Source organism: Paenibacillus sp. FSL W8-0919, from assembly GCF_038003785.1.
GTDB lineage: Bacteria > Bacillota > Bacilli > Paenibacillales > Paenibacillaceae > Paenibacillus_AQ > Paenibacillus_AQ lactis.
On sequence record NZ_JBBOPV010000001.1, the window covers coordinates 249,576 to 269,168 of the forward strand.

Here is a 19,593-nt window from a genome sequence, read left to right on the forward strand (position 1 = left end):
ACCTATTCCTTCCCCTTCTGCTCAAGCGCAGCCTTCAGCAGTTCGCCGAGGTTCGAGCCGATCGACTCCGGCTTGCTGTATTGCTGGAGCAGCTTCCGTTCCTCGCGCTTGTTCACATGCTTCGCGTCCTTTTTGAGCGTTTCGGTAATGCCGCAGCCAAGGCACTGGACATACATGCCGGCCTTGCCTTCCTTCAGCTCCATCTTCTTATGGCACTGCGGGCAGCGCCGGTTCGACAGCCGCTTCTCGCCGGAGCGCTTGTAGCCGCAGTCCTCGCTCGGGCAGACGAGCAGCTTGCCGCGCTTCGTCTTCTTCTCGAGCAGACGCGTGCCACAGTCCGGGCAGTGGCTGTTCGAGACGTTATGCGGCTTGTATTCCACATCGCTTCCCTTGACCTCGGTTACCAGCTTCTTCGTCATATCCCGGATGCCCCGCAGGAACGGCTCGGGCTTGCCCTGCCCCTTCGCGATCCGCTCCAGCTCGGCTTCCCAGCGGGCGGTCAGCTCCGGCGTCCGCAGCTCCGGCGCCACCAGCTCGATGAGCTGCTTGCCCTTCCCGGTCGGATGCAGGGACGAGCCCTGGCGCTCGATCGTATCCGAGCTGACCAGCTTCTCGATGATGTCCGCCCGCGTCGCCGGCGTGCCGAGGCCGTGCTTCTCCATCTGCGACAGGAGCGCCGCCTCCGTGTAGCGCTTCGGCGGCTGGGTGCGCCCCGGCTTCAGGATGCAGCGGGCAACCTTCACCGGCTGGCCTTCCTTCAGCTCGGGCAGCAGCTTGCCTCCCGGAGCCGAACCTTGTGCGTCGTCATCCTCGCCATCAGCGTCATCGTCATAATCGCCGCCGTACACCTCGCGCCACCCGCTGTCTTTGACCGTCGTCCCTTTCGCATGAAACGTCTCGCCTTCGATCTGAACGGTGACGGCGACTTGATCGTACCGTGCCGGCGGATAGAACAGGCTGATGAAGCGGCGGACGATAAGGTCGTACAGCTTACGCTCATCCGCCGTGAGCTGGTTCAGCAGCACCGTCTGCTCCGTCGGGATAATCGCATGGTGATCCGTTACCTTGCTGTCGTCTACGACCCGCTTGCCCGGCGACAGGCTCTTGCGGAGCAGCGGACGGGCCAGCGCCGCATAGGGCCCCACCGCGATGCTCGACAGCCGCTCCTTCAGCGTTCCGACCATGTCGGAGGTCAAATAACGGCTGTCCGTACGCGGATAGGTCACGAGCTTATGCTGCTCGTACAGCCGCTGCAGGACGTTCGACGTCTGCTTGGCCGAGAAGCCGAACCGGCGGTTCGCATCCCGCTGCAGCTCGGTCAAATCGTACGCTAACGGATGCGGCTCGTTCTTCTCGCTCTTTTTCACGCTGACAATCTTCCCCGAGGCGCCCTCCAGCTTCTGCTTGAGCTTCGCTGCGCGCTCCTTCTCGAACAGACGGCCGTCTCCCCCGGCTGCCCGCCAGGAAGCCTCGAAGCTGCCGAGATCGACCTGCAGCGTCTCATATTCCTGGGAGCGGAAGTTTATGATTTCCTTCTCCCGGTCCATAATCATGCCAAGCGTCGGCGTCTGAACCCGGCCCGCCGAGAGCTGGGCATTAAATTTCGTGGTCAGCGCCCGCGTCACGTTCAGCCCGACCATCCAATCCGCCTCCGCCCGGCACCGCGCCGACTCGTACAGGCGGTCGAACTGCTGGCCCGGCTTCAGGGAAGCAAAGCCTTCCTTGATCGCCTTATCCGTCTGGGATGATATCCACAGCCGCTTGAAGGGCTTGTTCCACTTCGCCATTTTCAGAATCCAGCGCGCCAGCAGCTCGCCCTCGCGGGCGGCATCCGTCGCAATGATCAGCTCGCCGATATCCTGGCGTTTCATCAGATGCTGCACGTTCTTGTATTGATGGCTGGTCTCTCTGAGCACTTTAAGCCGCATGGAATCCGGCAGAATCGGCAAATCCTCCAGCGCCCAGGTCTGATATTTTTTATCATAGTCCTCCGGCTCCGCCAGGCCGATCAAATGCCCGAGCGCCCAGGTTACGACGTATTTCGGTCCTTCGAAATAGCTCTTATGCTTCTCGCGGCTGCCCATCACCCGGGCAATTTCCTTAGCCACGGACGGCTTCTCCGCCAATACCAATACTTTCATAGCTCTCCCCTTCCTCTGTATCCCTATTATAACCTCCTCCCCGTATTTTCCACAAAAAAAGAGGCGCGCTTTGGCTCCACCTTAAGGCGGCAGCAAAACGGCCTCATATCACTTATCCGATACTTCGCTAACCCCATACTCCTCATGTCCTGCAATCGCAAGGACAAGCTCTGATAACATCCAAGGCTAGCCGATATTACACCAGCCCGTTAACGATTAACCTCATGAAGAGTTAGGTTAGGAGAATTTTTCGTCCTATCGGTTCCTCTATTGCTTCTGATTCTCTTCCACGTAACGCCCTTGCTCCGGCACAGCCAGCTCGTCAAAATCCCGGGCCAGGCGCTTCAGCGATACCGACAGTTCATCTCCCGACATCGGCACCCCATGCCCCGTCACCGCAAGTGCAGGATTCAGCGCTTCCAGCCGGCGCACCGATTCCCTTGCCGCATCCCAATCCGGGGTAAAATACATCGGCGGTCCGTGAAGCTCCTTCTCCTGGCTGATCACCGCCAGCGCGGATTCCTGCTGGACCGTAATGATCGCGTCTCCCGCAATCAGCGTACGGTCCCGTTCGCGGAACAGCGAGATATGCCCCGGGCTGTGCCCCGGCGTAGGAATCCAGCGCCATTCCGGCAAGCCTGGCACCGTGCCGTCCATCGGCAGCGGGTGGATCCGCGAGCCGAGATCGATCGCCCGGTTCGGATACATTGGCGCTAACCGCGCCATCAAGCCGCCGCCTACGCTCGGATCGCCGGGAGGATAGTCTTCGCGCCCTGTCAAATACGGCAGCTCTATTTCATGGGCATAAACGGGCACATCCCAGCGGTCCGCCAGCTCCTTCACATTGCCGACATGATCGAAATGGCCATGCGTTAGCACGATACTTACAGGCGGCCGCCCAAACCGCTTCTCCGCCGCCTCGGCAATCGAGCCTTCAAAATTACCGATGCCGGTATCCACCAGCACCCAGTCGCCCGAGCCGGGCGAACCGACCATCTGAAGATTGACGATCATCGTGCGAAGATTGATAAGATCGGGCAGCACCTCTTCGGTATCCACCGCTCCTGTATTCAGCATGCTGTGTTCGTTCATGCTTCTAACGCCTCCTTTTTTCCGTTAATGCGCTCTTGGTTATAACATACCCGTTTTCGCGCATTTCAACGTGAGAAGGGAGCGGTTATTGAATGATTTTGTTCAATCGTTCCAGATAACGCCAGCGCGTTATAAAGAAATACACGATCTGGACGGTCAGGAAGAACAAGAAAATCTTGAGGCTGTGGCCCACAATCGAGAAATCGACGAGCTGCTGAAGCGCGACGAACGCAACCCCGCTGTGTATAAGCGCGATAAGCATCGGCAGGAAAAACATGATCAGTAACTGCCTGGTCACGATGGTTCCAAGCTCCTTACGGCTCAATCCCACCTTCGCGATCATTTGGTACTGCTGCTCATCCCGTGCCAGATCGGCATACAGACGGAAATAAACAAAGCTTGCCGCAAAGGTGAAGAAGACGATGCCGACCAGGCCGCTGACCATCAGCAAAATGCCGTTTTTCTGCTGGGCGCTTTTCCAATCAATGTACAAGGAGTTCAGGTAATAGCTGTAATCGCCGCTTTCGTTGAACCGCTCCACCATCGCTCTTGTCGCATCCCCGGTATCCTTCCAGTTTTTAACGTAAAACGCATGGAAGATGACGAAGCCGTACTCCCCCTGCTCCTCCTGTGTTTTTTTCACCTTCTCGTACAGGCTGTCCGATACGACAAACTGCTCGCCATAGCCCTGAGGCACGGCGATAAACGTTTCCGCTTTGGCTATCTGAAGCGTGACCGCCTCTTTGCCGGTCTCAAGCTCGATCTCCTCATACGCTGGCCCATGGATTCTGTAGCTGTTTTTTTCCGTAACGGTGCTGGGCGTCAGAATCGCCTCATGCTCGCCTAAAGTCTCCGCCGGGTACCCGAGGGATCGGATCAGCTCATTATACTCGCTAAGCTTGACCAGCTTCATGCCGTTCGCCGAGAAAATCGGCTGCACCGACGTTTCGTTATAGTCGAATCCGCCCTTCTCCAGCTCCTCCCTGATGATCGACAAATGCTGATTCCCAAGCTTCGCTTCCTCCTCGAAATAGGGATACGTATAAGCATATGGATTTTCCATGGCCGACAGCCCCGGATCCCCGATCGCCAGCGTTGTTCCGATTCCCGTAAAGGCTGAAGCCGAGATGATCGACACGAGGAAGAACATGACGGCGTTATCCTTGATCCGGTACATCAGCTCGGAAATGGTCAGCAGATTGGTTTTGCGGAAGAAAAATCTCTCCTTCTTCTGCAGATACCGCATAAAATAAACGCTGAACTGGGTGAAGAGGAAATACGTTCCCAGAATGACCAGCGCTACCCCACCGAACAGGAGCAGGAAGTTGAAGATTTGCAGTACGGCAAACGCCATAACCACGCCGTATCCTGCAGCGATCAGCAGCACCGCCAGGACAGCCAGCCAAGGCGAAGCCTTCGGCTGCGGCTTGGGACTCTCCTCCGCCTTAACCAGCGCAAGCAGCGTTCCCTTTCGAAGCATGACCGAGGAGAACAAGGCGATCAGGAGGAACAGCACCGCATAAGCCGCCGCCGTCAGCAGGAGCGCCTTTAGCGGAAAATAAAACGGCAGCCCGTTATCCACCGCCAGCACCTTGGCGCTAATCAACAGAATGAGCTTGGAGAACAGCACGCCGGTTCCAATACCTGCCACGATCGCCGCCGCCCCGATCAGGAGGTTCTCGATGAACAGCATCCGGTTCAGCTGCTTCCGGGACATGCCCAGGATCAGCAGAATCCCGAACTCCCGCTTGCGGACCTTGATGAAGGCCCCGACGGAGTACAGCAGGAAGAAGAATGAAAAGATGAATACGATATATTGCGACACCGTCATGCCTATCGTTCCGAGCTCGCTCATCGTGCCGCTGGAGGAAACGATCCCGTCCTTGAGCTCGGGGTGAAACGCTAGCAGGCCGTAGGTGAAGAAAATCATCACGGAGAAGGCGCTGCTCAGAAAATGCGCAATATAGGTCCGCTTGCTCCGCAGAACGTTATTAATGGCGAACTGGCGAAAATTCATGTCCCGAACCTCCCAGCAGTGACAGCACATTAATAATTTTCTGATAAAAGGCGGACTGATTGTCCCCGCTCGTTATCTCGTTATACAGCTGGCCGTCCTTGATAAAAATGACCCGATTGCAATAGCTCGCCGCTACCGGGTCATGCGTGACCAGGAGCATCGTGACCTTGTCCTCTTTGTTTCGGCGGTCCATGATCTCCATCACGTCCCGCGCCGACTTGGAATCCAGGTTGCCGGTCGGCTCATCCGCGAGCACCAGCTTCGGCACGTGGATCATCGCGCGGGCGACGGCCGTCCGCTGCGCCTGCCCGCCCGAAATCTCGTAGGTCCGTTTGTTCAGGATGGAGGTAATGCCGAGCTTATCGGCCAGCACTTCGACACGGCGGTTCATTTCCTCAAGTTCGATACCGTCAAGTGCAAGCGGGAGCACAATGTTCTCCTTCACCGTGAGCGTATTGAGCAGATTGAAGGACTGAAAGACGAAACCGAGCTCGCGGCGGCGGAACATCGCCAGCTGATCCTGCGACAGCCGGAACGGATCTTCTCCGCCGATCCGGATCTCTCCGGAGGTAGGCCGGTCGATCGTCGAGATCATGTTGAGCAGGGTTGTTTTCCCGCTGCCAGACGGCCCCATAATGCCGACGAACTCCCCTTCCTCGATGCTTAAATTAATATTCGACAGCGCTTCGTGGGACACGGCCGCCTTATAGACTTTGCCCAGATTGCGCACGGATAGAATTTCCATGAAATAAACCTCGCTTTCAAAAATTGGCTTTCGCTCGTAAGGCTAGTGTAGCGCATGCCCCTCTAAGCTCCTATCGATCCGTCTTTCACGAATCTTACATCGATGTAAGATTCGTTTTTAGTGCCCGTGCATCATCCCGGCACAACGTTCAAGAACGCCTTGCGGACACAAAAAAACCTTATCGCCGGGTTCAAGATGTCCGCAGGGGGATCATCATGATCATCGGGATAAGGTTCGCGGCTGGATCCTTCTTCCGCCTTATAATCCGAATCACTGCAGAAACAGGAGCCTTATGGTCGTCCCCTGCCCGGGCTCGGATTCCAGCTCGATTCGATGGTTCATTTTCCGAACGACCTCGCTGACCAGGTAAAGGCCCATCCCGGTCGACTCCTTCAGCTTCCTGCCGTTCTCCCCCGTATAGAACGGATCGAATACCCGCTTGATATCGGATTTCGGAATGCCCATCCCCCGGTCCGTCACCTCCAACACCACTTGGCGCCGATCCTTGGAGTAGAACGCCTGGACCGTAACCTTTAGCCCGGAACCGGACGAATACTTGATGGCATTGGACAGCAGCTGCATGAGAATGAAGCGGAGCCATTTTGCATCCGTCTGAACAGTGAGAGCGGGATCGATGATCACCTCCGGGTAGACATGGCTGTGAATGAAATAGCGCTTGTTCTCATGCACTGCGTCCACCGCAGCCTGGTGAAGCTTGACCGGCTCCACGCTGAAATCCTGTTCGAAGGTTTCCAGCCGCGACATGTACAGCACCATATCCAGGCCGCGCCGAATGCGGTCGGACTCCTCGGAGATGCTCCTGTAGCCGTCGTTGTCGTCCTCCTGGGTAATCATCTCGATGACGGAGAGCGGCGTTTTCATCTGATGCACCCATTGGTTCATAAATATGAGATGCTCCCGCCGCCGGCGCTCCCATTCCTCCATCTGGTTCCGGTATTGGCGGTATTGCTCCTCCATGAGCTCGCTGAGAGCGGTCGGCAGCGGGGCCGATTCGTTGTGCTTGATGGATTCCTCCAGCGAGATTAGGGGCTGCGATAAACGCTCATAGAAGTCCCGGTGGGTGTAAAACCGGAATGCCAAATATCCCCCCATCACGGAAAGCCCCAGCAGCACCGCGTACGAGGCCGTCACGGGATGATCATAGCCGTCGTACCAGAATACGAGGAGCACCACCAACAGCTCCGCGGCCGTAAACAGGATCAGCGGCAGATGCTCGCGCCAGAACAGCCTCTTCATTGCGGCCTCTGCCAGACGGGATGCAGCCTGTACCCGGAGCCCCGTACCGTTTCTAACGCGCCTTCGATGCCCAGCTCCATCAACCGTTTTCGTACCCGGTTAATGTTTACGCTGAGCGTATTGTCATCCACGAATGTATCGTCCCACAGCTTCTCCAGGATCGTCTCGCGGGTGACAAGGCGCGGGCTCCGGGCCAGCAGCGTCTCCAGCAGGATCGTTTCCTTCTTCGTAAGCGGCGACGTTTGTCCGTTCAGCTGGAGCTCCATCCGTTCAGGGTAAAGGACCAGCCCTTCCTTCTCCACCGTTCGTTCGCCGGAGCCGGGGGCATAGTCGCCGTATACCCGCCGCAGCTGGCTGTGGATCTTGGCAATGACGATGTCATACGCGAACGGCTTCGTAATGTAATCGTCGGCTCCGTTCTCCAGCGCCCGCAGCTGGTCGGGGGTTCCGTTTCTTGCGGAAATAAATATAATCGGGCACGTGGACATCGACCGGATCTGGCGGCACCAGAAATACCCGTCATAGCTGGGCAGATTGACATCCAGCAATACGAGATGCGGCTTGATTTCCCGGAACCGCTCAAGCACATGATCGAACTCCCGGATGATGATGCCTTCATTTCCGTACCTTGCGATCTGCGATTCAAGCAAACCCGCCAGCTTCGGATCATCCTCCACGATCATGATTTTGTACATCATCCTTCCCCCTCATGGCATGCAAGGCCAGAAGCGTAATTATCGCTTCACCTCGTCTTTTACTGTTTCGTCTTTTACTGTTTCCTTTTAACGAGCGCGGCTTCGAAAAAGTTTGTTCCCTCCGGGGAAACGCCCTGCACAAAAATCCGCCCTCCGGTTTCGCCGGAGCGCCGGACGATGATCGTGTCCTTCAGCCTTGCCTCGTGGTTGTAGGTAATTTTGAATCCGGTGACCTTATCGCCCTGCAGCTCCGGCTCATCCAGCACGTCCATGCACAAGTCGGCATAGCGTGCGTTATTCAAATGACCATTCACGTCGATTCCGCTGTATCGGACCACGGTCGTATAGGCTTCCCCGAGCTCGATGCCTTCCGGCAATACCGCCTTGCTCGGCAGCTCCCCTACGGAATCCTGCCCGATGGGAACGTCATACGGAAACATGGATGGACGCAAAATTTTCCGTTTCTGAATATCCACCAGCGTCCATACCGAACGGGCGCCGCCCACCTGCTCCCCATGATCGTTCATAATCCGGTAATCCCGGTGCCAGAGCACCCCTTTGGAGCCGCGGCTCCAGGTCTCCACATGTATGGTTTCCATATCGCGTGGAATGCTTGTCATATCCGCTTCAAGCGTAATGAGCATCCAGCCGAGTCCCCGCTCAATCATCTCCTCGCGATCGATTCCCAGCGCCTCGATATGCTTGTCCGCCGCTCTTTGCATAATGCTCAGCAGCGATGACCAGCGGCAGTCTCCCCTGAAATCCGCATCCACGGATTGAATCGTATACGTCTCGGTCCATTTCTCTACCATAGCCTTAACTCCATCTCCTTTTATTAGCCTAAGCCCGCTGCAACATTTCAAGGATATCAATTCCCGTCCGTTTTTCAAAGCAGTACTCCCAAAGGTTGAGGCTGCTGGAATAAAGTAATACATTCGAGTTTTGGGGTTACCCGGTTTAAAAGTCACTTCTTTGGTTAATAGTAAGGCACAAACAACTATAACTTATACGAGGTGATAAACATGAGTTTTCTGTGGTCATTAATCGTAGGCGGTATTATCGGATGGATCGCGGGCTTGATTATGGGAAGAGACATCCCTGGCGGTATTATCGGTAACATCATCGCCGGCTTTGTCGGCGCATGGCTCGGCGGCCTGCTGCTGGGCGAGTGGGGCCCTGAGATGGGCGGCTTCTACCTCGTGCCTGCATTGATTGGTGCCGTGGTGCTCGTCTTTATCGTCAGCCTGATCATGGGCTCGATGAGACGTAACCGTTCCTAATCTTTGCCTCGGGTTAAACCCCATTGGCGCGGGCATGGAGAACGTTCCTTTGCGTGCAAACATAAGGGACCAATGAATAGCTCCAGCCCTTCAATATTGGGTATACGTTAAAAGATGCAGAAACAGGGTGCCGCAAGCCTTCAGCTTGCTTGGCACCCTGTTTTGCTGCGATTGAAGTCCACTCCTTTAGGGGAGGGGCAATCCGTGCTTCTTAGCGTAGTTCCCCCAATGAGGCTTGCGGCCGTCGATATCGGAGAAGCCGTATTCATCCGATAAATCCCAGCTGGTCAGCGCTCTCCCGCTCTTCTCCGACACCTTCGGATCTGCGGCAAGCGCCGCCACCGCCTGTCCGATCAAGTAGGGCGTCTCCGACTCGATGAAATGCGGATCCTTCGCCACGGCATCCTGCCAATTATCCTCGCCGACCCCGAAATGCGCAAGCATTTGCTCGGATCGGAGGAACCCCGGGGTAACCGACAACGCCGTCACGTTATAGGGACTAAGCTCGGCCGCCATTGCTTCCGCCAGGTGGATGCCCGATATTTTCGCAAGGCTGTAATATAGATTGCCCCGGTAACGATAAGTGGAGCCGTCCGTGATTTCAATGACAAGTCCGCTCCCTTGCTGGACCATAAGCGGCACGCCGTAATAACTGGTCATGAGATGGGAGGTAACGGCCCGCTCCTGCATAAGCAGGCCGTCCGACAGGAACTGCTCCCAGAAGGGAACGTTCCAATGCGTCAGATGCTCGCCGCCCCATACATCGTTCACGAGAATGTCCAATTGACCGTTTTGTTCTTCGCTCACGCGCTCAAACAAAGCCTTTACCTGCGCCTCGACTGTATGGTCGCATTTTACCGGAATGCCGACGCCGCCGCGCTCCGTCACCATGTCCGCCGTATCCTCAATGGTCTCGGGACGATTTATGTCCGATTTCTGTCCTCGGACGCTGCGGCCGGTGCAATAAACGGTCGCTCCCGCTGCTCCGAGCATAACCGCAATCGCCCGGCCCGCTCCACGGGTTGAGCCTGCTACGACCGCAACCTTCCCCTTCAATGGCTTCGTTTCCAAGGTTTCCATGGATAATACCTCCCGCATGTTTGATTTCGAAATTCGCATGCTTACGGCCATTATTTTATCCTTCATATATGACATCCATTGTCTTATATCCATGCTACAATGAATGAAATTATCGAAATCGGGGTGACGCCTTCATGCGAGCTGACCGTCTGCTGTCGATCATGCTGATGCTACAGAACGGGGGGAAAAAGAATACGCGTTATCTGGCCGAGCAGCTGGAGGTTTCGGAGCGGACCATCATCCGCGATATGGAGAGCCTTAGCGCAGCCGGCATTCCGGTATATGCCGAGCGGGGCCAGGCAGGGGGATGGATGCTCGAGGAAAGCTATCGGACGAATCTGACGGGGATGACGCGGGAGGAGCTGATTTCGCTTCTCATATCAAGCCACAGCCCGCTGATCGGCGACCTGGAGATCGGCAAGCAATTTGATGCCGCCTATCAGAAGCTGCTGGCGTCTTCTCCACGGTCCATTCGGCAGGACGCCGAGATGATCCGGGAGAAAATCCATATCGATGGCGCTGGCTGGCACTCCTTCAATCAATCGCATCCATACTTAACGGTCATTCAGGAGGCGCTGTGGGAGAACCGCAAACTGCGGATCCATTATATGAAGGGAGACGAACAGGTAGAGCGCATCGTACATCCGCTCGGCCTTGTCGCCAAACGAAATACCTGGTATCTTGCGGCCGAAACGCAGGAGGAACTCCGGACATACCGCGTCTCAAGAATAGCCGATGCCTTGGTGCTTGAGGATACGTTCATCCGGCCGGAGGGCTTCGATCTCGGTCGTTATTGGGAAGAGTCGGTCGCGAGCTTTAAGCGGAATTTGCCCAGCTACACCGCACGGGTCGAGATGACGAAGTCCCTGATCAAGCGCTTTGAAAGAGAGCGGTATGTCAAAATCCTCCATCAAGAGCCCCTCGCACAGGAAGGCTGGATCGAAGCCGATCTGGAGCTTGAAACGCTGGAATCCGCTTCGGCCTTCCTGTTAAGCTGCGGCGCGGAGATTAAAGTGCTCGCCCCTCAGGAGCTCCGCGATCATGTAAGCTCGGCCGCGAAAGCGATATGCCGGCTGTACGAGTAAAGGCATGGGCAAGACGAAAGCCGGCCGACTCTCGATGAACAGAGAGCGGCCGGCGTTTTAAGAGGATCATTTTATGGGGTCAATATGATAGGGCATGAATTTATCGTTTGGTGTTTAACGGCTTTAAATTCGCTTCGATCGCTTCACGCTTCCCTTCGAGGAACGGCGGCAAGGCGAGGGTTTCTCCCAGGTGGTCGACATGCTCATCGGTATCGAATCCCGGGCCGTCGGTAGCCACTTCGAACAAGATGCCGTTCGGCTCCCTGAAATACAGGGAACGGAAGTAGTATCGGTCGACATATCCCGAATTCGGGAAACCGACGGCGCCGATCTGCTGAATCCATGCCTTCAGCTCCTCCTCGTCCTCTACCCGGAAGGCTACGTGGTGAACGCCCCCGCGTCCGAGGCGCTCCCGAGGGAGGTCAGTCCGCTCTTCCACATGAACCTCGGCACCGGTCCCCCCTTCTCCGGTCTCGAATACGACAATGTCCGGCTGACCCTGGGCCGGGGAGGCGTACTGGCCTTTGCGCCGGAAGCCCATCAGCTCTGTGAGCACCTGCACCGTTGGCTGCGCGTTCGGTACGGTCAGCTGAACGGGACCCAGGCCGATAATCGCGTATTCCGGCGGCACCGGCCCTTTTGCCCACGGACGGCCCCCGGCTACGCCCTCATTGTTCTCATCGGACACAAGTATGATCCGCTGTCCCTCAAAGTCCCTGAACGCCAAGGTAAGTCTCCCGGCGCGTTCCTTCACGTCCTCGCGCTCAACGCCGTGCTGATCCAGACGCTCCGCCCAATAGGTCAGCGCTTGATCGCTCGGCACCCGCAGCGAAGTGGCGGAAATGCTGTTGTTTCCCTCACGCGTCCGTCCCGCCATCGGAATTTCGAAGAAGGTAAGCTCTGTTCCGGGATTCCCCTTCTCATCGCCGTAAAATAAATGATATACCGACACGTCGTCCTGATTGACCGTCTTCTTGACGAGTCTCATCCCCATAATTTCGGTATAAAAGTCAAAATTATTGGAAGCCGACGCGGTCAGTGCGGAAACGTGGTGAATGCCTTTAAACTCCATGATGATTACCTCCTTGGGTGATCTGGCTTGATCTTGATTGCCGTGAATTCGGGACAGGTTCAGCGGTTCTCCTGTTCGTTCAGCCTTGCGGTTCGCGGGACGGAACGACTCCTTGACTCGTAACGATGCCGTTGTAAAATTGACGCCCGGCTCCTTCGAAACAACGCCTTGCTCTTATTTGAGTTTTGAGGTGCTTGTGGAATCAGTTTAGACCCAAAAGGAATGAACGTCAAGTCTTAATTTTAAGATTTATAAAATAAAGATATATTCGGTGTAAAAGGCATCCATATTAACAACATAAACATCAAAACAGGTGCCCCTCCCTTATCGTTAGGAAAAACACACCTGTTAATGCACCCTCGCATTCTATTTCATACCGCACTTCTTCATACCATACTTCGTTACACCATACTTCGTTACACCATACTTCGTTACAGCCGCCTGAAGCCCCGACTTACATAGCCGTTGTGGCCTCCTCACGGTATTCGGAAGGCGTCTTGCCCGTTATTTTCTTGAACACCTGCGTAAAATACCTCGGATCCTGATAGCCGACAAGCGGCGCAACCTGATACACCTTAACATTGGTATTACGCAGGATGCTCTTGGCCTTCTCGATCCGGCACTCCGTCAAATACTCCAGGAAGGTATACCCCGTCGTCTGCTTGAACAGCGTGCAAAAATGGCCAATGCTCAAATCGGACAGCTCGGATACTTCCTCGATGCTGAGATCCTTCTGGTAATGCTCGGCAATGTACGCCTTGGCTTTGCCGATGACAGCCTGGACGTTGTCCCGGGAGTGGCCGGTTCGGCTATCGGTCATCCATTGGCCGAAACGCGATTTCATGACATCCATCAGCTCCTGCAGCGTCTGGGATGATTGGAACTGCTGCAGCAGTTCCTCCAGAGACCATTCGAACGTCACCTTCATATGCTCGAATTGCCGATACAGCACGACGCTCAGCTCAAACAGCAAACGTTCCGCCATTTCGCGGCTGATGGCATGCTCGCCGATATACGCCTTGGTTTCGTCCAAGAGCTCAAGCAGACGCTCCTTGTTGAGCGTACGGATGCTTTCCACCATGAGCGACTCCAGCTGCTTGGGATATTTCAATCCGCCTGACTGCTCCGCTTCGGATTCCCCTCCTCCCGGGAACACGCCCTCCGCTCCCGTATAAAACCGCCGGTACAAAGCCCTCACCGCCGTTTCGTACGCCACGCCGAGCCGGTCGATACCGGCCATGCCGCCGCTGAAGCCGACGGAGCAGGACAGCTTCGTATATCGCTTGATCAGCCCGACCAGATCCCGCCCGATTGTCTCCTGCCGGTCGCGGGTCAAGCTTGGGAGCAGCAGCACCCACTCCCCGCTGCGGAACGGAAATACCGTTAGGCCTCCATTCATCACCGACCATTCCTCCAGCACATTGCGCACCGCAAACAGCCACAGCCGCTTCTCGTCCATCGACCACTGCTGGTTCAGCCGCGGATAGTGATCCAGCTGAATCACGGCCATTGTATAGCCGTCCTCGAGCTCGCTGTCTTCGAGCCACTGCATATGCTGGAGCGGGCTTCGGCTGCCCTCGATGAATTCCGTCAGCATCCGCTCGCGGGCAAGCAAGGACAGAACCTTAACCGAATGCAGCATCCGGTCGTCGGCCATTTGCCGCTCCAGCGTCTTGGCGGCCCTGGCAATCGTCTCGGTCAGCTCCTCATGATCGATCGGCTTCAGCAAGTAATCGAAGGCGCCCTCACGGAGTGCTTCCCTTGCGTATTCGAACTCGCCGTAACCGCTGATGAAGATAATGAGGCGCCTGGATTGGTCGGCCTTCAGCTCTTTCATCAGCGTAATCCCGTCCATGCCCGGCATGCGGATATCGCTAATGACCAAATGCGGCGAAAGCTCGCGCGCGAGCTTCAGCGCACTGTCACCGCTCTTCGCTTCCCCAACGACCTCGAGGTCGAGCTCATCCCAAGGAATCGCCGCCTTCAGGCTGCGCAGTATCATCGGTTCATCGTCGACCAGCATCACTCTGAATTTTCCGTCCGACCCTCCCATAGCCGTCCCCCCTTGCCCCCTATTATTCGATTACCGCATTTCTTCGCAGCTGCCAATACCGCACCGAGGACGCCTGAATTTCCTCCAGCGCCGCCGCAGCATCCATCCGTCCGCCGATCATCTCCTCGACCACTTTAAGAAAGGTCCGCGTAACCTCCGGCGACAGCTGGTTGTCATAAGGTATGAAGGTGCTGGGCGACTGCTCCATCAGCTCGATCACCTGGGCGAAGACCGGCCCCGTCTCGTTGGCGTCAAACGTAATTTTCATCGAAGGGACGCGCAGTCCCTCATACACTAGGCGGGTCTGGACCTCCGGCGTATAGAACATTTGCAGCAGCTCCAGCGCTGCCTGCTTCTTCAGCTCATCCAGATTAGAGGACAGACCGATTCCGATCGTATATCCGCCGGCCAAGGAGCGGGCTTCGCCCGGGCGGAGCGACGGAAACGGAATGACGCCGACCTCCTGCTGAAATTCAGGGCGGTCCTCATTCTGAAACAGCGTGATGTCCCAGCTGCCGTTCAAATACATCGCCGCCTTTCCTTCGGTAAACAAAGCGATCGCCTCTTCCGTGGAAAGATCATTGGCTCCCTCGCTGAAAGCGCCTTGCCCGATCCACGATTCAAGGTCATGGAACGCCTGAAGATAGGGCTCGTTATGAAAGCTCACCCCATCCTGTCCCTCGACCAGCCTGCCGATCAGCCCGGGACCCGCATGGCGATCCATGAAATATTGCGCGAATATCCCGGCCGGCCAGCGGTCCTCGTTCCCTAGCGCAAACGGAATCAGCCCGTTCTCCCTCAGCACCCGGATCGCCTCGCTCAAGTCGCTCATCGTCTCCGGAGGCTCAAGCCCCAGCTTCCGAAACAACGTCCTGTTGTAATAAATCGGCTCCGCATGGCCTTCAAACGGCAGACCGTACACCCTGCCGTCCAGCGTCCAGTGATGAAGATCCTTAAATTGATCCGCGAGGCCGTTCTCCTTTAAAAAGTCCGTCAAATCCATCAGCCGGTTCGATCTCGCGTAAGGGATGATCTCTGCACCTCCGAACAGCACGAACATATCCGGCGGCGTTCCCGTCACCATCTCGCTCTTCAGCTTCTGCTCGCGGTGGATCGTCTGATCGATGCTCTCGAAGTTTATTTTCACGTTTGGATGCGCTTTCTCATACGTGCGCACGATGGATTCGAAAATATCCAGCACCGGCTTGTCATGCTCCTTGTTCCAGAAGTGGCGGAACGTCAGCGTTATTTTCTCGGGTGCGGCTTCCTGTGCCGGCTCATGCTGCCGCAGTGTAATCCACACGACGGAGAGCGCCAAAAGAGAGGCGTACACAACAATCCAGCCCCAATTCCAAAACCATCTCAAGTGGAGCTCCCCCTTCATGTGAGTATTTTCGGAATCCGAATACGAATCATCGATCCGTAGCCGGCCGAAGAGCAGATCATGAGGCCGTATCGGCTTCCGAACCGAATGCGGAGCCGTTCGTGGACATTCTTGAGCCCGACGCCGTTCTCGCGGTATTTTTTCAGCTGCCCCTGGTCTTTGTTCCACAGCTCGATCAGCGTTTCCGGGTCGAAGCCCGGTCCGTTATCCGTGACATCAATGACGATATCGTCCCGCTGCTCGGATACCTTGATGCTGATATAGCCGCTTTCCTCCATCGGCTCAATGCCGTGATACAGCGCGTTCTCGACAATCGGCTGCACGATCAGCTTCTGGGTGACAAAGTGCCTGAGCGAATCCGGAAGCTCGATCTCGTAATCGAATTTCTCCTCAAACCGGAACTTCTGGATCCGCATATAATGCCGGACATGCTCCAGCTCCATGCTGAGCGGAATGAGCTCATGGTGCTCGCTGATGCTGATGCGCAGCAGCTTGCCGAGCGAGATCACCATTTTGCTGATATCCTTGTTTCCTTGCAGAACAGCCATCGAGTTAATCGACTCCAGCGAATTGTATATAAAATGCGGATTGATCTGCGCCACCAGCGCCTGCAGCTCCGCTTCCTTCTTACGTGCCTGCTCGGTCTCCACTTGAGCCAGCAGCTCCTGAATCTGCGTGCTCATCCGGTTGAAGCCGTCGATCAAGAGCCCCGTCTCGTCTTGCGCCCCGTGATGCGGCGGAATCGGGACGAAAATCCCCTGCTTCACCCGCTTCATGCCGTTCACCGCGCTGATGATGCTTCGGACCATGCGCCGGACAAAAAAACGGTCGAATAAAAAAGCCGATACCAATGAAATCAGCCCCAGGATCAGCGCAAGGTTGCGGATGGACACCGATTCGGCGGCGATCAGCTTGCTCGGCGTAATCGCGACCAGAAACCAGTCCTTATTATGGGAAGGCATATACGTGATCAGCGACTTCTCGCCTAAGTAGCGGTCGACGTAATGCCCTTTGCCGTTCACGCCCTCTTCGGCCAGAAAAGGAAACTCCGCCCGTTCCCCGATATGCTCCCCGGACTTGTTGAAGACGATCCGGCCCTGCTTGTTAACCAGCAGGATGTCCCCCTGCTTCAGCGTTGCCGCTTCCCAGAACACCTGATCCAGCAGATCCGGTTTCACGTAAATCACGAAGGTTCCGATATCCTCCAGCGAGTAATAGTCTTTGATCATCCTGGCCTGGATCAAGACCGGGGCACCCGATTCGGCCGAGCCGTTCTCGCCGGGCCCGACCCACAGCGGGCGCCCTTCCGCCTCCCCGACCGCCTTATACCAATCCTGCCCTCTCAGCTCGGCAAGCGGCATGCCTCCGCTTGTATGATAGACAAGCTGTTCGTTCGAATACAGCGCAAACGACGCAATCATCGGATGATTGACGAGGTTATTGATCTCCTGCCGCCGCTCGTATGTGATCGGATAATCCGGCTGCTTCAGCATCTGCTGAACGGTCTGCTGGGTTATCGCCGAATTGGAAATCGTCGTAATCTCGCTTAATGCGAATTTCAGCTTGCTGTCCGTTTCCAAGAGCGATATCGAATAGAAATCGTTCGACTTCTTCTCCATGGCTGCGGAGAAGCTGTAATAGGATACGCCGCCCAGCGCAATGACGGGGATGAAGACAAGCAGAATAATAGCCAGCAATATTTTTCGGCGGAGCTTCATGGCCGGTTCTCCCCCCAATCTCTATCTCTATTATTCTTCGCGCCGGGCGGCATTCCTTGTCGAATGCCCTCTTGTCGATTAACTTTTTATGGCGCCTGATGTCAGGCCGGCGATAACCCAGCGGCTAAACAGCAGGAACACGATCAGTAGCGGCAGCGTTGCCGTGAAGGTCGCGGACATGATCATCCCAAAATCAAGGCCGTCCTTGTTCGTGAACAATTGCTGAAGCGCGATCTGGATCGTATAGTTTTCCCGGTTCTTGAGCACGACGAGCGGCCAGAAGAAGTCGTTCCACACGTTCATGAAGTTCAGAATGCCAAGCGTTGCCATCGCCGGCGTAACGACCGGAATGGCTATGTTCCAGAAGATGCGGAAATGGCCGCCGCCATCGATCCGGCCCGCCTCGATCAGCTCGGTATGGACGGCCGAGGCGATATACTGCCGCATCCAGAAGATTCCGAAGGCGTTGACCATGGCGGGCACGATCAGCGCTTTATAGCTGTCGATCCACTGCAGCTTGGCCATGATGACATATTGCGGCAGGACGCCGAGCTGGGCAGGCACAAGCATGGTCGCGATGACGAACACGAACAGCGTTTTTTTCAGCGGAAACTCATATTTGGCAAAGGCATAGCCGGCCAGCGTGCACAGAAATACGACCGAAAGGGTAACCGCCGTCGATACGACGACCGAATTGAGCAGCGCCCGGAAGAACTCGGTCCGCTCCAGCACGCGTGCGAAGTTATCGAAAAAGGCCGTTCCCGGCGTAAGCAGCGGCGGAATTTGAAAGGCCGCATCCTTGCCGTTGGTTGCGACGACGAACATCCAGTAGAACGGAAATATCGAAACCAGGGCGCCGAGGATCAGGAATACGTAAAATAACGTCTTGGCGACGATACCGGGTTCATCCGGCTTTTTGCGGGTGACTGAAAGTGTGCTCATGCTTTTTTCCTCCCCGTATCTCCGCCCATCCGGCTCGACAGCATCATATTCAGGACGGAGAACACAATCGTTGCGATAAACAAAAGGACGGCCGTAGCAGCTGCGGTTCCGAAGAAGCCGTTCTTGAACGCCTCATTGTATAAATAGGTGACCATCGTGACCCCTTCCTGCCTCGTGGAGCCTGTACCCGATTGCCCCAGGAACACATACGGCTCCGTGAACAGCTGCAGCGCGCCGATCGTGGACACCAGGGTGACGAATAGAATAAAAGGACGAAGCAGCGGCATGGTAATGTATATAAACTGCTGGCGGCGGCTGGCGCCGTCGATCTTCGCGGCTTCGTAAATGTCGGTGGGGATGCTCTGCAGCCCGGACAAGAAAATAATGGCGTTATACCCCATCCAGCGCCACATGACCATGGTCGAAATGGCGATTTTGACGCCCCACCAGCCGGAATTGAACGGAACGCTTTCCATGCCGAACGTGTTCAGCATCCAGTTGACCATCCCGTTGTTGCCGAACATCGTGCTGAAGACAAGCGTAACGGCCACAATGGACGTAATATTCGGCATGAAATATAGGACGCGGAACGTATTCTTGAACTTGTTCAGCGCAGAATTCAGCATGACCGCAACGAACAAGGCCACGATGAGCTGCGGTACGGTACCCATAAGCGCCATAAGCAGCGTGTTGCCGAATGCGATCCAGAACGTTGGATCCCCGGTGACAAACTCATAGTTTTTGAGGCCGACATATTTCATCGGACCCAGCGCGTCCCACTTATAGAATGACAAATAGATGGTAAACACGATGGGATACAATCCAAAGATGGAGAACAAAATAAAGAATGGTGAAATGAATGTATACGCCGTAAAACGGCTGCGCCGGGTCTCGGTCAAAAACCGCCTTTTTTGCGGCAGCGGCTGCGGCCGTTCGGCTGTAGCGGTATCCGCCATGGATGCACCTCCAGGAAGTAAGTGATAAATCCGAATCCGGGAGAGGATGCTTCAGAAGATCCCCTCTCGAATTCGG

Annotated in this window: 16 protein-coding genes; 2 read left to right on the plus strand and 14 right to left on the minus strand. The window is 55.9% G+C overall.

Translation table 11 applies throughout. The annotated features are described in order from the left end of the window. Positions 1-2: 2 nt before the first annotated feature. From NST44_RS01010 to NST44_RS01040, 7 genes are all read right to left on the minus strand, one after another. On the minus strand, positions 3-2,141 hold the full coding sequence (locus NST44_RS01010) for a DNA topoisomerase III (RefSeq protein WP_007132739.1): 2,139 nt from the start codon (positions 2,139-2,141) through the stop codon (positions 3-5). 267 nt (positions 2,142-2,408) lie between these two features. Next, a complete protein-coding gene (locus NST44_RS01015; protein ID WP_340897398.1) occupies positions 2,409-3,233 on the minus strand; it encodes an MBL fold metallo-hydrolase in 825 nt (274 codons plus the stop codon). A gap of 85 nt (positions 3,234-3,318) precedes the next feature. Beyond that, positions 3,319-5,250 carry an ABC transporter permease gene (locus tag NST44_RS01020; RefSeq protein WP_028406386.1) on the minus strand — a complete coding sequence of 644 codons (1,932 nt, stop codon included), beginning with the start codon at positions 5,248-5,250 and terminating at the stop codon, positions 3,319-3,321. Further along, positions 5,225-5,995, minus strand: coding sequence for an ABC transporter ATP-binding protein (locus NST44_RS01025; RefSeq protein WP_007132742.1), 771 nt, complete (start codon positions 5,993-5,995; stop codon positions 5,225-5,227). Before NST44_RS01025 ends, NST44_RS01020 begins: the two co-directional genes overlap by 26 nt. Before the next feature lie 270 nt (positions 5,996-6,265). Next, complete coding sequence (locus NST44_RS01030; RefSeq protein WP_028406387.1) at positions 6,266-7,252, minus strand: sensor histidine kinase; 987 nt, start codon at positions 7,250-7,252, stop codon at positions 6,266-6,268. Further along, complete coding sequence (locus NST44_RS01035) at positions 7,249-7,947, minus strand: response regulator transcription factor (RefSeq protein ID WP_251537871.1); 699 nt, start codon at positions 7,945-7,947, stop codon at positions 7,249-7,251. Before NST44_RS01035 ends, NST44_RS01030 begins: the two co-directional genes overlap by 4 nt. A 74-nt stretch (positions 7,948-8,021) precedes the next feature. After that, positions 8,022-8,759, minus strand: a complete 738-nt coding sequence (locus NST44_RS01040) for an acyl-[acyl-carrier-protein] thioesterase (protein WP_028406389.1) — start codon at positions 8,757-8,759, stop codon at positions 8,022-8,024. Positions 8,760-8,969: 210 nt separating this feature from the next. On the opposite strand from NST44_RS01040, the gene NST44_RS01045 reads away from it, so the two are divergent. Beyond that, positions 8,970-9,227 carry a GlsB/YeaQ/YmgE family stress response membrane protein gene (locus NST44_RS01045; RefSeq protein ID WP_007132746.1) on the plus strand — a complete coding sequence of 86 codons (258 nt, stop codon included), beginning with the start codon at positions 8,970-8,972 and terminating at the stop codon, positions 9,225-9,227. A gap of 186 nt (positions 9,228-9,413) precedes the next feature. On the opposite strand, the gene NST44_RS01050 is transcribed toward NST44_RS01045, so the two are convergent. Continuing rightward, the gene (locus NST44_RS01050; protein ID WP_007132747.1) at positions 9,414-10,307 is read right to left on the minus strand and encodes an SDR family oxidoreductase; all 894 of its coding nucleotides are present in this window, start codon (positions 10,305-10,307) and stop codon (positions 9,414-9,416) included. A gap of 134 nt (positions 10,308-10,441) precedes the next feature. Between NST44_RS01050 and NST44_RS01055 the strand changes: the two genes are divergently transcribed. Continuing rightward, on the plus strand, positions 10,442-11,392 hold the full coding sequence (locus NST44_RS01055; protein WP_340897404.1) for a helix-turn-helix transcriptional regulator: 951 nt from the start codon (positions 10,442-10,444) through the stop codon (positions 11,390-11,392). A gap of 100 nt (positions 11,393-11,492) precedes the next feature. Here NST44_RS01055 and NST44_RS01060 read toward each other — a convergent pair whose 3' ends face one another. From NST44_RS01060 to NST44_RS01085, 6 genes are all read right to left on the minus strand, one after another. Then, positions 11,493-12,464 carry a ring-cleaving dioxygenase gene (locus NST44_RS01060; RefSeq protein ID WP_007132749.1) on the minus strand — a complete coding sequence of 324 codons (972 nt, stop codon included), beginning with the start codon at positions 12,462-12,464 and terminating at the stop codon, positions 11,493-11,495. Between the two features lie 454 nt (positions 12,465-12,918). Continuing rightward, a complete protein-coding gene (locus NST44_RS01065) occupies positions 12,919-14,517 on the minus strand; it encodes a response regulator transcription factor (protein WP_007132750.1) in 1,599 nt (532 codons plus the stop codon). A gap of 22 nt (positions 14,518-14,539) precedes the next feature. Further along, positions 14,540-15,883, minus strand: coding sequence for an extracellular solute-binding protein (locus NST44_RS01070; protein WP_340897406.1), 1,344 nt, complete (start codon positions 15,881-15,883; stop codon positions 14,540-14,542). A gap of 14 nt (positions 15,884-15,897) precedes the next feature. Continuing rightward, positions 15,898-17,619, minus strand: coding sequence for a cache domain-containing sensor histidine kinase (locus NST44_RS01075; RefSeq protein ID WP_077569770.1), 1,722 nt, complete (start codon positions 17,617-17,619; stop codon positions 15,898-15,900). Positions 17,620-17,697: 78 nt separating this feature from the next. Further along, positions 17,698-18,561, minus strand: coding sequence for a carbohydrate ABC transporter permease (locus NST44_RS01080; protein ID WP_007132753.1), 864 nt, complete (start codon positions 18,559-18,561; stop codon positions 17,698-17,700). Continuing rightward, positions 18,558-19,517 (minus strand): carbohydrate ABC transporter permease, encoded by a 960-nt coding sequence (locus NST44_RS01085; RefSeq protein ID WP_007132754.1) that lies wholly within the window; start codon positions 19,515-19,517, stop codon positions 18,558-18,560. Before NST44_RS01085 ends, NST44_RS01080 begins: the two co-directional genes overlap by 4 nt. Between the last annotated feature and the right edge of the window lie 76 nt (positions 19,518-19,593).

What these genes read in the sequence shown, in the direction of transcription:
- NST44_RS01080 (WP_007132753.1), bottom strand. Translation starts at nt 18,561, where the DNA reads ATGAGCACACTTTCAGTCACCCGCAAAAAGCCGGATGAACCCGGTATC.
- NST44_RS01040 (WP_028406389.1), bottom strand. Translation starts at nt 8,759, where the DNA reads ATGGTAGAGAAATGGACCGAGACGTATACGATTCAATCCGTGGATGCG.
- NST44_RS01010 (WP_007132739.1), bottom strand. Translation starts at nt 2,141, where the DNA reads ATGAAAGTATTGGTATTGGCGGAGAAGCCGTCCGTGGCTAAGGAAATT.
- NST44_RS01060 (WP_007132749.1), bottom strand. Translation starts at nt 12,464, where the DNA reads ATGGAGTTTAAAGGCATTCACCACGTTTCCGCACTGACCGCGTCGGCT.
- NST44_RS01030 (WP_028406387.1), bottom strand. Translation starts at nt 7,252, where the DNA reads ATGAAGAGGCTGTTCTGGCGCGAGCATCTGCCGCTGATCCTGTTTACG.
- NST44_RS01045 (WP_007132746.1), top strand. Translation starts at nt 8,970, where the DNA reads ATGAGTTTTCTGTGGTCATTAATCGTAGGCGGTATTATCGGATGGATC.
- NST44_RS01075 (WP_077569770.1), bottom strand. Translation starts at nt 17,619, where the DNA reads ATGAAGCTCCGCCGAAAAATATTGCTGGCTATTATTCTGCTTGTCTTC.
- NST44_RS01015 (WP_340897398.1), bottom strand. Translation starts at nt 3,233, where the DNA reads ATGAACGAACACAGCATGCTGAATACAGGAGCGGTGGATACCGAAGAG.
- NST44_RS01025 (WP_007132742.1), bottom strand. Translation starts at nt 5,995, where the DNA reads ATGGAAATTCTATCCGTGCGCAATCTGGGCAAAGTCTATAAGGCGGCC.
- NST44_RS01020 (WP_028406386.1), bottom strand. Translation starts at nt 5,250, where the DNA reads ATGAATTTTCGCCAGTTCGCCATTAATAACGTTCTGCGGAGCAAGCGG.
- NST44_RS01055 (WP_340897404.1), top strand. Translation starts at nt 10,442, where the DNA reads ATGCGAGCTGACCGTCTGCTGTCGATCATGCTGATGCTACAGAACGGG.
- NST44_RS01035 (WP_251537871.1), bottom strand. Translation starts at nt 7,947, where the DNA reads ATGTACAAAATCATGATCGTGGAGGATGATCCGAAGCTGGCGGGTTTG.
- NST44_RS01065 (WP_007132750.1), bottom strand. Translation starts at nt 14,517, where the DNA reads ATGGGAGGGTCGGACGGAAAATTCAGAGTGATGCTGGTCGACGATGAA.
- NST44_RS01050 (WP_007132747.1), bottom strand. Translation starts at nt 10,307, where the DNA reads ATGGAAACCTTGGAAACGAAGCCATTGAAGGGGAAGGTTGCGGTCGTA.
- NST44_RS01085 (WP_007132754.1), bottom strand. Translation starts at nt 19,517, where the DNA reads ATGGCGGATACCGCTACAGCCGAACGGCCGCAGCCGCTGCCGCAAAAA.